This window comes from Streptomyces pluripotens (genome assembly GCF_000802245.2).
GTDB lineage: Bacteria > Actinomycetota > Actinomycetes > Streptomycetales > Streptomycetaceae > Streptomyces > Streptomyces pluripotens.
In genome coordinates, this window is sequence record NZ_CP021080.1 from 1561468 (window position 1) to 1577319 (window position 15852).

The following is a 15852-nucleotide window of genomic DNA, read 5'->3' on the forward strand; positions in this document are numbered from 1 at the left end:
GCCGGCACCGTGCGCCACCGGCACGAACAGTCGCCCCCGCCTCAACCCTCCTGCCGGGCAAAGGCGGTGGGGTCAGCCCCCGCACGGGGCAGCGCGGTGCCACGCGCCACCGCGCTGCCCCGGCTTGGCCCCCCGGACTCGGCATCGTGTCGACCGGGACGGCCCGGGAGCCCCCCTTCCGAATGGAGACGCGAGACGGTTTCCGCCCGCAAGATCACGAAAACCACGCACGGGGCGGAATGCGGAAAAGCACCCACGGACACGTACCACCTTTCACGGAAGTAACTCTACGTAATGCCCATGCAATACAGATTCGCACTTCGCCCTTTGGTGCGATCTACACGCAGGACCCCACACAAGCCCCGAAAGTCGCCTGCGGCAACAGCACACGTCATTACCAAAACCCTTGAGACGCCTGAACTGATCACGGCGAGTCCTGCGGGTTCTCAACATGCGGACAGGGCGAATCGGCCGGAATTCCGCCGTTCCCCCCCACGGCGTACCGCTCTGCATTACCTCGTGTCATAACAAGAGCGTCACAGCCTTCGTCATCCCCTCCTCCACATTCCCCACCCCCGCTTAGAGTCACGGCCAGTCACCGCTCCATCGGGAGTTCGGTACCGGCGCGACACTTGCCGCCCCCTCATAGGGGGTGGCCGTGCCTGCGGAAAGGATCGATTGTGCGACAGCGTTCTCTGGTGATTCTTACCTCCGTTCTGACCACCGGAGCTTTGACTCTCACCGCCTGCGGCTCCCGTAACAACGACAGCAAGGGCGGCGACAGCGGCAACGTAACGGTCACCATCGGCGTCGACGCGCCGCTGACCGGCCAGAACTCCGCAACGGGTCTGGGCATCCAGTACGGCGCACAGATCGCCGTGGACGACGCCAACAAGAACAAGACCGTTCCGGGCGTCACCTTCAAGATCAAGGCACTGGACGACAAGGCGATTCCCGCCACCGGCCAGCAGAACGCCACCCAGCTGGTCTCCGACTCCAACGTCCTCGGCGTGGTCGGCCCGCTCAACTCCGGCGTCGCGACGCAGATGCAGCAGACCTTCGCCACGGCCAACCTGGTGGAGATCTCCCCCTCCAACACGGCCCCCGAGCTGACCCAGGGCAAGAACTGGCAGACCGCCAAGCAGCGCCCGTTCAAGACGTACTTCCGCACGGCGACCACCGATGCCCTGCAGGGCGCGTTCGCCGCGGACTACGCCTACAACGGCCTCAAGAAGAAGAAGGCCTTCGTCGTCGACGACAAGCAGACCTACGGCGCCGGCCTCTCCAAGATCTTCCGGCAGCAGTTCGTCAAGCAGGGCGGCAAGGTCATCGGCACCGACCACGTCAACGTCGGCGACCGTGACTTCTCCACCTTGGTCACGAAGATCAAGAACTCGGGCGCCGACATCCTCTACTACGGCGGCCAGTACGACGAGTCCGAGGTACTGACCAAGCAGCTCAAGGAAGCCGGCGCCAAGATTCCGCTGTTCGGCGGCGACGGCATGTTCACCCCGACCTACATCAAGACCGCGGGCAAGACCGCCGAGGGCGACCTGGTCACCTCCATCGGCGTCCCGGTCGACACCCTGCCCGCCGCCAAGGACTTCGTGGCCACCTACAAGGCCAAGAAGTACCCCGGCGACTACGGCACCTACGGCTCCTACGCCTACGACGCCACCACCGCCATCATCAAGGCCGTCGGCCAGGTCGTGAAGAACGGCAAGGTCCCCTCCGACGCCCGTGCCAAGGTCGTCGACGCCGTTCAGAACACCTCGTTCGACGGCATCTCCGGCAAGATCTCGTTCGACCAGTACGGCGACACCACCAACAAGCAGCTGACCGTCTACCAGGTCATCGACGGCAAGTGGAAGTCCGTCAAGAGCGGTACCGCCAACCCGAAGTAACCGAGCCGAACACTCCGCACCACCAGGGCCGCGCGGCGCAGACCACCGTCACCGCGCGGCCCACCTTCTAGCCCCCCTTTTGACTCTCCCCACCACATGGAGGCCATGCGGTGAACACCCTGCCGCAGCAGCTGGCCAACGGGCTGTTCCTCGGCTCGATGTACGGGCTGATCGCCATCGGATACACGATGGTGTACGGCATCGTCCAGCTCATCAACTTCGCCCACGGCGAGATCTTCATGACCGGAGGCTTCGGCGCACTCACGGTCTATCTCGTCCTGCCGGACGGCATATCCATGTGGATAGCCCTGCCGGCGATGCTCCTCGGCGGCACACTGGTCGCCGTCCTCATCGCCGTCGGCGCCGAGCGCTTCGCCTACCGGCCACTGCGCGGCGCGCCACGACTAGCGCCACTGATCACCGCGATCGGCCTGTCGCTCGCCCTCCAGCAGCTCGTCTTCAACCTGTACCCGAACGCAAAGACCGCCCGGGTCTTCCCGCAGCTCCACTTCGGGCCCTTCCACGTCGGCTCCATCACCATCCAGAGCGGCGACGTCTTCCTCATCATCGCCGCTCCCCTGTGCATGGCGGTTCTCGCCTTCTTCGTCCGCCTCTCCCGCACCGGCCGCGCCATGCAGGCCACCGCGCAGGACCCGGACACCGCCCAGCTCATGGGTATCGACACCAACCGCATCATCGTCATCGCCTTCGCCATCGGCGGTCTCTTCGCGGCGGTCGCCGGCACCGCGTACGGCCTCAAGTACGGCTCCGTCTCCTACGACATGGGCTTCCTCGCCGGACTCAAGGCGTTCACCGCAGCCGTCCTCGGCGGCATCGGCAACATCTACGGCGCCATGCTCGGCGGCCTCGTCCTCGGCCTCGCCGAAGCCATGGCCACCGCCTACATCGCGAACATCCCCGGCATGCACCAGCTCGGCGGCGGCAGCTGGGCCCCGGTGTGGGCCTTCGTCCTCCTCATCCTCGTACTCCTGTTCAGACCACAAGGTCTGCTCGGCGAACGCGTCGCGGACAGGGCGTGACCACCATGACCGACACCCTCGAAACCACCCCCTCGGCCACGGACACGGCCGCACGCGGACCCATCCCGCTCGCGCCGGGCGCTGCCCGCCTGCTCATCGCGGCCGGCGCGGTCGGCACCATCGCCAGCACCTTCCTCAGCTGGACCTGGACGCCCGACTTCCCCGGCAACCTCACCGTCTACGGTTACCCGGCGGGGCTGCAGACCCTCGCCCTGGTCGCCGGCGCCCTCACCCTGCTGTACGGGCTCACCCTGTGGAACGTGCCGGGGCTGCGTCAGCTGAACCCCCGGAACGCCACCACCCCGATCTTCTTCGCCGCCCTGTCGGCATTCGCCGTCTGCTGGTTCACCGGCATCGCCATCGCCGTCGATCTCGGCGGCCTGGTCAACCTGGACCCGGGCGCGTTCGTGGCCATGGCCGCCTCCGCCCTCCCGGTCATCGGCGCACTCGCCCTGCCCCACCCAGCTCCCGGCCACGGCCTGCGCGGCTACCTGGCCAAGCCGGACCAGCCCCGCCCCCGCACGCTCACCCCGCTCGTCGAGCGCGCCATCATCACGGCCGGCACGCTCCTTGCCCTGGTGGTCTTCACCTACGGCATCGGCATCAACGACGACGACAGCGAAACGTTCCTGGGCTTCCTCCTCGTCGTCGTCTTCATCGCCTGGGCGCTGATCCACGCCGGACTCGTCGACACCTACGCGACGATCTCCACCCGGCACAAGGGCTTCGCCACCACGCTGGCCTTCGCCGCCGCCGTGATCTTCCCGTTCACCCAGACCAACGACCACAACGCGAACATCGGGGTGAACATCCTGATCTTCGCCACCGTGGCCCTCGGCCTGAACATCGTGGTCGGCCTCACCGGTCTACTCGACCTCGGATACGTCGCGTTCCTCGGTGTCGGCGCCTACGCCGCCGCCCTGGTCTCCGGCTCCGAGTACTCCCCCTTCCAGGTCCACTTCGGGTTCTGGGCCGCCGCCCTCACCGGAATGGCCGCCTCACTGGTCTTCGGTGTCCTCATCGGCGGTCCCACACTGCGGCTGCGCGGCGACTACCTGGCCATCGTGACCCTCGGCTTCGGTGAGATCTTCCGCATCACCGTCAACAGCCTGGACGGCGACTCCGGCCCGAACATCACCCGCGGCCCCAACGGCATCACCCAGATCCCCGACATCAAGATCCTCGGGTTCAACCTGGGCGATGCCCACAACATCGGCGGATTCACCCTCGGGCGCTTCGCGAACTACCTGTTCCTGATGCTGATCATCACGGCCATCGTCGTGCTGGTCTTCACCCGCGCCGCCGACTCCCGCATCGGCCGCTCCTGGATCGCCATCCGCGAGGACGAGACCGCCGCCACCGCCATGGGCATCAACGGCTTCCGCGTCAAGCTCATCGCCTTCGCGCTCGGTGCCTCCTTGGCCGGACTCGCCGGCACGGTGATGGCACACGTCAACTACAGCGTCAACCCGCAGCCGTACATGTTCGCCGGCGCCGCACCGCCCAACTCGGCCTTCCTGCTGGCCGCCGTCGTCCTCGGCGGTATGGGCACCGTCAGCGGCCCGCTGCTGGGCGCTAGCCTGCTCTACCTGATCCCGGAGAAGCTCCAGTTCCTGCAGAACTACGAACTGCTGGCCTTCGGCGTGGCCCTGGTCCTGCTCATGCGCTTCCGGCCTGAGGGCATCATCGCCAACCGGCGGCGCCAGCTGGAGTTCCACGAGGCCGACCAGATCGACATACCGGACCAGAAGACGCTGCCCGACGAACCGGCCGTCAGCAAGGCAGGGGCGTAAAGAACCATGACGACACCTGTACTCGAAGCCCGTGACGTCACGATGCGCTTCGGCGGCCTGACCGCCGTCCGGTCAGTCGACTTCACGGTCAACAGTGGCGAGATCGTCGGCCTGATCGGCCCGAACGGCGCCGGCAAGACCACCTTCTTCAACTGCCTCACCGGCCTGTACATACCCACCGAGGGCACGGTCGCCTACCGGGGCAAGGTCCTGCCGCCCAAGCCGCACCTGGTGACCCAGGCGGGCATCGCCCGCACCTTCCAGAACATTCGGCTCTTCGCCAACATGACCGTTCTGGAGAACGTCCTCGTGGGCCGCCACACACGGACCAAGGAAGGCTTGTGGTCGGCGCTGCTGCGCGGTCCGGGCTTCCGCAACGCCGAGAAGCGGTCCGAGACCAAGGCCATGGAACTCCTGGAGTTCGTCGGCCTGGACGCGAAGCGGGACCACCTCGCGCGGAACCTGCCCTACGGCGAGCAACGCAAGCTGGAGATCGCCCGGGCACTGGCGAGCGAGCCTGGCCTGCTGCTGCTCGACGAACCGACCGCCGGCATGAACCCGCAGGAAACCCGGGCCACCGAAGACCTCGTCTTCGCCATCCGGGACATGGGCATCGCCGTCCTGGTCATCGAGCACGACATGCGCTTCATCTTCAACCTGTGCGACCGTGTGGCCGTCCTGGTCCAGGGCGAGAAGCTCGTCGAGGGCACCTCCGACGTCGTCCAGGCCGACGAGCGCGTTGTCGCCGCCTACCTGGGAGAGCCCTTCGAAGGCGACTCAGGGGAGGCGGAGGCCGGGGAGGGCGAGGCCTCACGGACCGAACCCGCCAAGGCCGACGCCGCACAGGCGGAACCCGCGCAAGCCGACGCCTCAGAGGACGAAACCTCGGACGACGAAACCTCGGACGACGAGGCCGCAGAAGCCGCCGAGACCGAACCGGCCGCCGAGGAGAGCACCCGCACCACCCAGGGAGAGACCCCGTGACCGCACTGCTGGAGGTCGAGGACCTCAGGGTCGCCTACGGCAAGATCGAGGCCGTCAAAGGCATCTCGTTCAGCGTCGAGGCCGGCCAGGTCGTCACCCTCATCGGCACCAACGGCGCCGGCAAGACGACCACCCTGCGCACGCTCTCGGGCCTGCTGAAGCCCACCACCGGCAAGATCATCTTTGATGGTAAGCCGCTCAACGGGACCCCCGCGCACAAGATCGTCGCGCTCGGGCTCGCCCACTCCCCCGAAGGCCGGCACATCTTCCCGCGACTGACCATCGCCGAGAACCTGCAACTCGGCGCGTTCCTCCGCAACGACAAGGAAGGCATCGAAAGGGACATCCAGCGCGCCTACGATCTCTTCCCGATCCTGGGCGAACGGCGCAAGCAGGCCGCCGGCACCCTCTCGGGCGGTGAGCAGCAGATGCTCGCCATGGGCAGGGCGCTGATGTCGCAGCCCAAGCTCCTGATGCTGGACGAGCCGTCCATGGGCCTGTCACCGATCATGATGCAGAAGATCATGTCCACGATCGTCGAGCTGAAGTCCCAGGGCACGACGATCCTGCTGGTCGAGCAGAACGCCCAGGCGGCACTCTCGCTCGCCGACCAGGGCCACGTCATGGAGGTCGGCAACATCGTCCTGTCCGGCAGCGGCCAGGACCTGCTGCACGACGAGTCGGTGCGCAAGGCGTACCTCGGCGAGGACTGACCGCGGCACGCGTCGGTCCGACCCTGCACGACGAGGCCCGCGCCCCCTTCTCCGGGGCGCGGGCCTCCTCGTCGTCTCCGGGCGGGCTCAGCCCTTCTTGGCGGCCTTCTTCTCCTCGCTGTCCGCGATGACGGCCTCGGCGACCTGCTGCATCGACATGCGGCGGTCCATGGAGGTCTTCTGGATCCAACGGAAGGCGGCCGGCTCGGTCAGACCGTACTCGGTCTGTAGGACCGACTTGGCCCGGTCGACCAGCTTGCGGGTCTCCAGCCGCTGGGTCAGGTCGGCGACCTCCTGCTCCAGCTGCTTCAGCTCGGTGAAGCGGGAGACGGCCATCTCGATGGCGGGGACGACATCGCTCTTGCTGAACGGCTTGACCAGATAGGCCATGGCACCGGCGTCCCGGGCACGTTCGACCAGGTCGCGCTGGGAGAAGGCAGTGAGCATCAGGACCGGCGCGATGGACTCCTCGGCGATCTTCTCAGCCGCGGAGATGCCGTCCAGCTTGGGCATCTTCACGTCCAGGATGACCAGGTCCGGCCTGTGCTCGCGGGCCAGCTCGATGGCCTGCTCGCCATCCCCGGCCTCGCCGACCACGCTGTAGCCCTCCTCCTCCAGCATCTCTTTGAGGTCGAGTCGGATCAGGGCCTCGTCCTCGGCGATGACGACACGGGTCGTCACCGGAGGCACGTGCGACTTGTCGTCGTCAGGCACGTCTACGGGCTGGGGCGACTCGGGGGAGGTCACGGAGGCTCCTTGGTCCAGGGCAGGGGCGCTGCTTCCAGCAGGGTACCTAGCTGCGAAGACAGACCGTGAACCGGTACACTCTCGATCGGCTCCTTGGCCCGCCCGGTTGGAGGAACTGGTCAGACTCGCGGCACTCAAAATGCCGTGCCCTTTGGGCATGTGGGTTCGAATCCCACACCGGGCACTCGGGTACATAAGTGGAGGATCACGTTCGCGTGGTCCTCCACCTTTCTGTGTGCACGATCATGAACGTTGACACAGAGTGGCCGCATGGGCATCCACAGCTCTGCAGTACGGCAGAACGCCCTCACCCTGCTGCGCAACGGCTCGAGGAACGCAGACGTAGCTCGTCAGCTCGGTGTGACCCCCGGAACGATCGGCTACGGGAAACATCTGGGCCACGTACTGGATGTACGTGGGCTTTCGGTCGGTGCGGCGAGCGTGCGCACGGACGCTGCGACGGGGCGGACGTTGCCTGTTGCATCCACTAGTTCGGACCGTCGTCCTCGCCGATGCGGTGGACGCGGACCAAGTTGGTCGAGCCGGAGACCCCGGGTGGGGAACCGGCCGTGATGACCACGACGTCGCCCTTCTCGCAGCGGCCGTGGCGCAGCAGCAGGTCGTCCACCTGCTCCACCATGGCGTCGGTGGTGTTGGCATGCGGGCCGAGGAAGGTCTCCGCGCCCCAGGTGAAGCTGAGCTGGGAGCGGGTGGCCGGCTCTGGGGTGAAGGCCAGGAGCGGGATCGGCGAACGATAGCGGGACATGCGGCGGGCCGTGTCTCCCGACTGGGTGAAGGCCACCAGGAACTTCGCACTCAGGAAGTCGCCCATCTCTGCGGCGGCACGGGCGACCGCGCCGCCCTGGGTGCGCGGTTTGTTCCGCTCGGTCAGCGGTGGCAGGCCGTTGGCCAGCATGTCTTCCTCGGCCGCTTCGACGATCTTCGCCATAGTGCACACGGTTTCGATCGGATACGTCCCGACGCTGGTCTCACCGGAGAGCATCACCGCGTCTGTGCCGTCGAGGACGGCGTTGGCCACGTCGGAGGCCTCGGCGCGGGTCGGCCGGGAGTTATCGATCATCGAGTCGAGCATCTGGGTGGCCACGATGACCGGTTTGGCGTTGCGCTTGGCGAGTTTGATCGCCCGCTTCTGGACGATCGGCACCTGTTCCAGGGGCATCTCCACGCCGAGGTCGCCGCGCGCGACCATCAGCCCGTCGAAGGCGGCGACGATACCGTCGAGGTTCTCCACGGCCTGTGGTTTTTCGATCTTGGCGATCACCGGGAGGCGGCGGTCCTCCTCGGTCATGATGCGGTGCACATCCGCGGCGTCGACTCCGCTACGGACGAAGGAGAGGGCGATGGCGTCGAAGCCCGTGCGCAGCGCCCAGCGCAGGTCGTCTTCGTCCTTCCTGGAGAGGGCGGGGACGGAGACGGCGACGCCGGGAAGGTTCAGGCCCTTGTGGTCGGAGACCATGCCGCCCTCGGCGACCCGGGTGCGGATGCGGGGGCCGTCGACGGCGGTGACTTCCAGGCAGACCTTGCCGTCGTCGACGAGGATGCGTTCGCCGGGGGTGACGTCGGCAGCGAGGCCCGCGTAGGTGGTGCCGCACTGGAGGCGGTCGCCCTCGATGCCTTCCTCCACGGTGAGGGTGAAGGTGTCGCCGCGTTCAAGGAGTACGGGTCCTTCAGTGAAGCAGCCGAGCCTGATCTTCGGGCCTTGAAGATCAGCAAGGATTCCGACGCTGCGGCCGGTTTCATCAGCCGCCTTTCGCACGTGCCGATAGCGCTCCTCGTGTTCGGCGTGGGTGCCGTGGCTGAGGTTGAACCGGGCGACGTCCATTCCGGCCTCGACCAGTGCCTTGATCTGGTCGTACGAATCGGTGGCGGGCCCCAATGTGCAGACGATCTTTGCTCGGCGCATGAGTCGAGCCTAGGCCTTACTCGCGGGTAGAGATTTGGCCCTACGTGTCTACTCAAGGGACATTGGGCAAAGGGTTATTGACAAGTGTTGAATTGTGCGGTGTCCCGCTCCTATGAGCGATTTCCGGGCTCCTTCCGCCAGGTCGTGTTGTCGGGGTGATCACCCTTGCGGAGGTCGCATCGTGAATTGCGCTCTGGCCTGAGGGGCGATACGCAGCCGTGGCGCTTCGAGGTCGAGGGCTTCAGCAGGCTGGCCCTGGTTGACGGGAGAGACCCGAAGTCGGTGGACTCCGCGCTGAACCGGACTCGGCCCTGGTGGTTGCGTACGCTCGCCCCGGCCGTGGTGGGGAGGTTCGGGTGTGATGGAGACGGCGCCGGTAGACAGGTGTGTCATGGCGTCTCCGTGGGATCTGGCCAGGTCGAAAGCGGTTGCGTGGTAGTGGGTGAGGTCATCGAGTCGTGTGGGTTGATGACGGCGGTGTGGTGGGTGACGCTCCATGTGTCGTCGTGGTGCAGGGGTCGACACCGCCGCCGGCACTCCTCTTCGTTTCCCTCCGGGGTGTCACCTTCCCTCGACGAGTGGGGTCAGTCGAGTCGCCTGCCGGGCGTGGGGCACCCGGGGCTGGACGTCCTCCAGTCCGAAACGGGTGAAGGCCGTGCGGGCCGGCAGCGGGTAGGGCTCTTTGCCGGTGAGCGAGTTGAGGATGGTGGCACTGCGCCAGGCGGCGAGGCCGAGGTCTGGGGTTCCGACGCCGTGGGTGTGCAGTTCGGCGTTCTGGACGTGGACGGAGCCGGTGACGCAGGGGTCGAGGACGAGCCGGAACTCCTCGTCGATACGGGGACGTTCGCTGCTGTCGCGACGAAGGTAGGGGTCGAGTCCGGCGAGGAGGCGGCCGAGGGGGCGCTCGCGGTAGCCGGTGGCGAGGATGACGGCGTCGGTGGTGAGCCGGGAACGGCTGCCCTGCTGGAGGTGTTCCAGATGTAGTTCGATCTTGGTGGTGGCGATGCGGCCGGCCGTCCGGACGCGGACACCCGGGGTGAGGACTGCGTCGGGCCAGCCGCCGTGCAGGGAGCGCTGGTACAGCTCGTCGTGGATGGCGGCGAGGGTGTCGGCGTCGATGCCTTTGTGCAGCTGCCACTGGGCGGCGACCAGTCGGTCGCGGACGGGTTCGGCGAGGGCGTGGAAATAGCGCGTGTAGTCGGGTGTGAAGTGCTCCAGGCCGAGTTTGGAGTACTCCATGGGGGCGAACGCCTCGGTGCGGCCGATCCAGTGGACCTTCTCCCGGCCGACGGGGCGGTGGCGGAGCAGGTCGAGGAAGACCTCGGCACCGGACTGTCCGGATCCCACGACGGTGACGTGCTCGGCGGTGAGGACGGTTTCGCGGTGGTCGAGGTAGTCGGCTGCGTGGATGACAGGGACGCCCGGGGCGTCCACCAGGGGCTTGAGGGGGTCGGGTACGTAGGGGGCGGTGCCGACGCCGAGAACGACGTTGCGGGTGTAGGTGCGGCCCAGGGCGTCGACCTCGCCTTCGGCGTCGAGTTGGGTGTAGTCGACCTCGAACACGTCGCGTTCGGGATTCCAGCGGACGGCGTCGACCTGGTGGTTGAAGTGCAGTCCGGGGAGGTTCTGTGCGACCCAGCGGCAGTAGGCGTCGTACTCGGCGCGATGGATGTGGAAGCGCTCGGCGAAGTAGAAGGGGTAGAGCCGCTCGCAGGTCTTGAGGTAGTTCAGGAAGCTCCAGGGACTGGTGGGGTCGGCGAAGGTCACCAGGTCGGCGAGGAAGGGAACTTGGATGGTGGCGCCGTCGATGAGCAGGCCGGGGTGCCAGTCGAAGCCCGGGCGTTGTTCGTAGAAGACGGCGTCGAGTTCGGCGAGCGGGTGGGCGAGCGCTGCCAGGGAGAGGTTGCACGGGCCGATGCCGATTCCGACCAGGTCGCGGGGGGAGGCGGGTTCGTGCCGTGGAGGGGTGGGCTTCGGGTTCATCGGGGCGTGCTTCCTTCGACGAGTTTGAGGAGGTGGGCCAGGTCGTCCGGCCGGGTGTGGGGGTTGAGAAGGGTGGCTTTGAGCCAGCGGCGGCCGTCGGGTCGGGCGCGGCCGAGGATGGCCCGGCCGTCGTGGAGCAGCCTGCGGCGTACGGCGGCCACGGCGGCGTCGGTGGCTTCGGTGGGCCGGAACAGCACGGTGCTGATGACGGGCCGGCCGTACAGTTCGAAGCGGGGATGTTCCTGTACGAGTATGGCGAACTCACGTGCGCGGGTGCATACCTGGTCTACCAGGGCGCCCATGCCGTTGCGGCCGAGGGTCTTCAAGGTGACGGCGATCTTGAGGATGTCGGGGCGGCGGCTGGTCCGCGAGGAGCGGCCGAGCAGATCGGGGAAACCGGCCTCGATGTCGTCCTGGGCGTTCAGGTAGTCGGCGTGGTGGTGGAGTGCGGCGAGTTCGTGGGGGCGGGCGATGGCGAGGAGGCCCGCGGCGACCGGCTGCCAGCCGAGCTTGTGCAGGTCGAGGGTGACGGTGTGGGCGGCTTCGAGCCCGGCGAGCTTGTCGCGGTGCCGGTCGCTGAAGAGGAGGCCACCGCCGTAGGCGGCGTCGATGTGCAGGCGGGCGCCGTGGGTGGCGCACAGTCCGGCGATCTCGGGCAGCGGGTCGATGAGACCGGCGTCGGTGGTACCGGCGGTGGCGGCGACCAGCAGCGGACCGGGGAGTCGGGTGAGGGCCTGGTGCAAGGCGGCAGGGTCGAGGATGCCGCGGGGTGCCGGGACGACGACCGGGTCGGGCAGGCCGAGCAGCCAGGTGGCGCGGGACAGGGAGTGGTGGGCGTTCGCGCCGCAGACGAGTTGGATGCTGCCGCCGTGCTCCTCTCGGGCCAGCAGCAGGGCGAGTTGGTTGGATTCGGTGCCGCCGGTGGTGACGAGCGCGTCGGCGAGACCGATCGCGTGGGCGAGGGCGCGGGTGACCGCGGCTTCCAGGGCCGACGCGGCTGGGGCCTGGTCCCAGGAGTCCAGAGAGGGGTTCAGGGCGCTGGCGGCAAGGTCGGCTGCGGTGGCCACGGCGAGCGGTGGGCAGTGCAGGTGGGCCACGCACAGCGGATCGGAGGGGTCGGCGGCACCCTCGGCGAGGGCGTGCACGAGTGTGCGTAGGGCATCGGGGTCGCCGTCGTCGGGCAGGACGTCTCCGAGGGCTTCGGCGATGCGAGCGGCGGCGGTTTCCGGTCCGCCGGCGGGCAAGGGCCCGCCGCGAGATCGGCCACCGGCGGCGAGTGCGTCGACGACGGTACCGAGGAGCGGTCGCAGCGCGTCGCGGCCGTCGGGGCCTGAGGCGAGGGGCGGCGTGCTCATGGGCTCTCCTCCGGGGCGCGCCGTGGGGACTTCCAGCTTGTACGGGAAGAGGGTCACGTGTCCCGAAAGTCCAGCGATGTGAACCCGAAAGTGGGTACTGCCGTACCCGTGGAAGACGTTGGGACGGTCGCCGGGTGCGGCTGGCGTTCGTCCGATGGTTGACACGTGGGTGATCGACGCGCCTGGTGAGCGGCGCCTGGTGCCCGATCCGGGATCGGCGGACGAGGCGTCGATGCTCGGGCTGCTCGGGGGTGCGAGGAGCGGTGCGTGGCGGCAACGGGGCTGCCGTCGGGACCGGGCGACGTGCAGAGCCTTGGCCACGCGTCGCCGGGGCAGGAATCCGGGCGACGAGGTTGTTGGTGCTGGCGCGGGACGACGTGGTCGCGGGATCGGTGGACGCGGTGCGGAACCATCCGGGGCCCGGGACGGTGGCGGGGGTGGTGGGCCTGTCTGTGCCCTCGCCGTGGGTTCGAGGGCGGGGCATCGGCCGGGCCCTGACCGTGTCGCTGGCCGTGTCGCTGGCCGTGTCCCTGTTGGCCCCCGCCGGGGGTTCCCGGTCGTGACGGCCACGGTCCCACCCGGCTGGCGGTCCGACGAGTGCTTCCTGGAGCGGCTCGGTCTCGCCCTGGACGCGGGTGTCGGTGCGGTGTCACCGGCCGTCGTGGCAAACCCACCTGCAGGTCCGCGCGAGGTGGAGGTACGACGGGCCCCGGGCCGAACCGGCGGACCGGGGATGGCGGCTGTGGCCCGGCCCGCCCGGCGGGGCTACAGCCGCGCCCGTGTCGTCCTGGCTGAGCGCTCTGTTCCTACCGTGTCTTCGCTTCCTCGCTCTTCTTGTTCTTCTCGCCCTTCTTGGTCGTTGCGCTCCTGTCGCCTTCCTCGGTGTCCTCGGCTTCCCGAGCCTCCCCACCGCGCACCCGCAGGGCGCGGGACAGATCGTCGAGACGGTCGGCCAGGGTGCGGCGGAGGGCCGGGGTGAGGTCGGCGTCGCGCAGGCAGGTCTCGCCGAGCCGCAGGATCTCGGTGTCGACGGCGTGGGACGGGAAGGCCCAGCGGCCGGCGGCTACGGCGATGGCGGGGCCGCGACGGGCGGCGACGGCGACCGCGTCGGTGTAGAAGCGCGGCACGTACTGGCGTACCAGGTCGGCCTGTTCGGGCTGCCAGAAGCCTCTTGCGGTGGCTGTGAAGAGGTAGTTGGACAAGTCGTCGCCGGCGAACATCGCCTCCCAGGCGGCGCTCTTCGCCGCCGGGTCGGGCAGGGCGGCACGGCAACGGGCGGCGCCCTCCTGGCCGGTGGCGCTCGGGTCGCGTTCCAGTTCGGCGGCGATGGCGGCCTCGTCGGTAGCGCCGAGCACGGCGAGCCGGCCGAGGATGCGCCAGCGCAGTTCGGGGTCGAGTTCCGGCCCGCCGGGCACCGTACCGTCGGCGAGCCAGGCGGCGATGGTGTCCGGGTGGGCGGCCACGGCGATCAGGTGCCGTACGGCGATCAGGCGCAGGCCGGGGTGGTCGCCGTCCTCGGTGCGTCGCACCAGGTCACGGCAGAGGGAGGTGAGGGTGGCCAGAGCGGCCGGGCGGTCTTCGGTTCTGAGGTACTGGTCGGCGATCTGGCCGGAGGCAAAAGCGAGGACGCCTTGGACGACGGCCAGGTCGGTCTCGTGCGGCAGGTGGGCGCGGGCCGTCTCCAGGTAGGCGGTGGGCGGGAGTTCACCGTCGCGGACAGCATCCCTGAGAGCGTTCCAGGCGACCGCGCGGGTGAGCGGGTCGGGCAGCCCTGACAGGCCGGTGCGCAGCGCGTCGAAGGAGTCGGTGTCGAAGCGGACCTTGGCGTAGGTGAGGTCGCCGTCGTTGAGGAGGAGGAGCGCGGGGCGTTTGCCGATGGGCTGCGGGCTGGTCTGCGGGACGTCGAGGTCGAGGCGCTCGCGCAGGACCAGGCGTCCCTCGTCGGCGACATCGTGGTCGTAGAGGCCGACGGTGAGACGGTGCGGGCGGCTGCCGGCGCGGTCGGTGGTGAGTGTGCAGATGCCGTCGGCGTGGGTGACCAGGGGCGTGAGGGTGTCCACGCCGGTGGTGCGCAGCCAGCTGTCGGCCCAGGCGTGGACGTCGCGGTCGGTTGCCGAGGCGAGGGAGTCGATGAAGTCGGCGAGGGTGGCGTTGGCGAACTTGTGCCGAGTGAAGTGGGTGTTGATGCCGGTCAGGAAGTCCTTCTCGCCGAGCCAGGCGGCGAGCTGGCGCAGGGCGGAGGCTCCCTTGGCGTAGGAGATGCCGTCGAAGTTGAGCAGGGCGGAGGCCGTGTCGTCGACGTTCTCCGGGGCGACCGGGTGGGTGGTGGGGCGCTGGTCGGCGTCGTATCCCCAGGCCTTGCGGGTGACGCCGAACTCGGTCCAGGAGTCGGTGAAGCGGGTGGCCTCGGCAGTGGTCTGGTACCCCATGTACTCGGCGAAGGACTCGTTGAGCCAGATGTCGTCCCACCACTTGAGGGTGACGAGGTCACCGAACCACATGTGGGCCATCTCGTGTGCGATGACCATGGCGCGGGTCTGCCGCTCGGTGTCGGTGACGGCGGAGCGGTAGACGAAGTCGTCGCGGAAGGTGACCAGGCCCGGGTTCTCCATGGCGCCGGCGTTGAATTCGGGGACGAACGCCTGGTCGTAGGAGTCGAAGGGGTACGGCTCGTCGAACTTCTCGTGGTAACGGTCGAAGCAGGCGCGTGTGATGTCGAGGATCTCCTCGGCGTCGGTGTCGAGGTGGGGCGCGAGCGAGCGTCGGCTGTGGATGCCGAAGGGCAGTCCGCGGTGTTCGGTGCGCACCGAGTGCCAGGGGCCGGCGGCGACGGCGACGAGGTAGGTGGAGATCGGCGGGGTGGGCGCGGCCTGCCAGACGCCGTCGTCGCGGTGCTCGGTGACGCCGTTGGCGAGGACGGTCCAGCCGGTGGGTGCCTTGACGGAGACCTCGAAGACGGCCTTCAGGTCGGGCTGGTCGAAGGCGGCGAAGACCCGTTGGACGTCGTTCATGAACCCCTGGGTGTAGACGTATGTCTCGCCATCGCTGGGGTCGGTGAAACGGTGCATGCCCTCGCCGGTGCGGGAGTAGCGCATGGCGGCATCGACGCGCAGTTCGTGCTCACCTGCGATGAGGTTCTTCAAGGGCAGCCGGCCCTCGTGCAGCGACTCCGGGTCGAGGGGCCGGCCGTCGAGCGTGACGGAGCGCAGCTCGACGGGCTTGAGCTCGACGAACGTGTCCCCGTCGGACCGTGTGGTGAACCGGATCACGGTGCGTGAGCCGAAGGTCTCTTCACCGGTGGTGAGGTCCAGTTCGACCGTGTAGCGGTGGACATCGAGGAACTGTGCTCGGAGCTGCGCCTCATCGCGCGTGAGTACGGACATGCAGGCCATGCTGCCTGATGGGGCCG

10 protein-coding genes and 1 tRNA gene are annotated in these 15852 nt (G+C 68.4%); 6 read left to right on the forward strand and 5 right to left on the reverse strand.

Annotated elements, in window-relative coordinates; all coding sequences use genetic code 11:
• The first annotated feature begins 695 nt into the window (after positions 1 to 695).
• The 5 genes from LK06_RS06900 (at position 696) to LK06_RS06920 (ending at position 6434) form a co-directional block, all read left to right on the forward strand.
• Positions 696 to 1904 carry a branched-chain amino acid ABC transporter substrate-binding protein gene (locus tag LK06_RS06900; RefSeq protein WP_039656117.1) on the forward strand — a complete coding sequence of 403 codons (1209 nt, stop codon included), beginning with the start codon at positions 696 to 698 and terminating at the stop codon, positions 1902 to 1904.
• 110 nt (positions 1905 to 2014) lie between these two features.
• Positions 2015 to 2944: a branched-chain amino acid ABC transporter permease gene (locus LK06_RS06905; RefSeq protein WP_039655998.1), complete on the forward strand. Its 930-nt coding sequence runs from the start codon at positions 2015 to 2017 to the stop codon at positions 2942 to 2944.
• A gap of 5 nt (positions 2945 to 2949) precedes the next feature.
• Positions 2950 to 4737 carry a branched-chain amino acid ABC transporter permease gene (locus tag LK06_RS06910; protein WP_039656116.1) on the forward strand — a complete coding sequence of 596 codons (1788 nt, stop codon included), beginning with the start codon at positions 2950 to 2952 and terminating at the stop codon, positions 4735 to 4737.
• Positions 4738 to 4743: 6 nt separating this feature from the next.
• A complete protein-coding gene (locus tag LK06_RS06915; RefSeq protein ID WP_039655996.1) occupies positions 4744 to 5721 on the forward strand; it encodes an ABC transporter ATP-binding protein in 978 nt (325 codons plus the stop codon).
• Positions 5718 to 6434, forward strand: a complete 717-nt coding sequence (locus tag LK06_RS06920; RefSeq protein WP_039655995.1) for an ABC transporter ATP-binding protein — start codon at positions 5718 to 5720, stop codon at positions 6432 to 6434. Before LK06_RS06915 ends, LK06_RS06920 begins: the two co-directional genes overlap by 4 nt.
• Before the next feature lie 87 nt (positions 6435 to 6521).
• Here LK06_RS06920 and LK06_RS06925 read toward each other — a convergent pair whose 3' ends face one another.
• A complete protein-coding gene (locus tag LK06_RS06925) occupies positions 6522 to 7181 on the reverse strand; it encodes an ANTAR domain-containing response regulator (protein ID WP_039655993.1) in 660 nt (219 codons plus the stop codon).
• A 100-nt stretch (positions 7182 to 7281) separates the two neighbouring features.
• On the opposite strand from LK06_RS06925, the gene LK06_RS06930 reads away from it, so the two are divergent.
• Positions 7282 to 7365 (forward strand) — tRNA-Leu (locus LK06_RS06930).
• A 303-nt stretch (positions 7366 to 7668) separates the two neighbouring features.
• Here LK06_RS06930 and pyk read toward each other — a convergent pair.
• The 4 genes from pyk to pepN form a co-directional block, all read right to left on the reverse strand.
• Positions 7669 to 9105 (reverse strand): pyruvate kinase, encoded by a 1437-nt coding sequence (gene pyk, locus LK06_RS06935; protein WP_039655991.1) that lies wholly within the window; start codon positions 9103 to 9105, stop codon positions 7669 to 7671.
• Between the two features lie 561 nt (positions 9106 to 9666).
• Positions 9667 to 11088, reverse strand: a complete 1422-nt coding sequence (locus LK06_RS06940; RefSeq protein WP_043432271.1) for a lysine N(6)-hydroxylase/L-ornithine N(5)-oxygenase family protein — start codon at positions 11086 to 11088, stop codon at positions 9667 to 9669.
• Positions 11085 to 12443, reverse strand: coding sequence for a pyridoxal phosphate-dependent decarboxylase family protein (locus LK06_RS06945; RefSeq protein WP_039655987.1), 1359 nt, complete (start codon positions 12441 to 12443; stop codon positions 11085 to 11087). The genes LK06_RS06940 and LK06_RS06945 overlap by 4 nt, the downstream gene beginning before the upstream one ends.
• A gap of 806 nt (positions 12444 to 13249) precedes the next feature.
• Positions 13250 to 15826 (reverse strand): aminopeptidase N, encoded by a 2577-nt coding sequence (pepN, locus tag LK06_RS06955; protein WP_167747937.1) that lies wholly within the window; start codon positions 15824 to 15826, stop codon positions 13250 to 13252.
• Between the last annotated feature and the right edge of the window lie 26 nt (positions 15827 to 15852).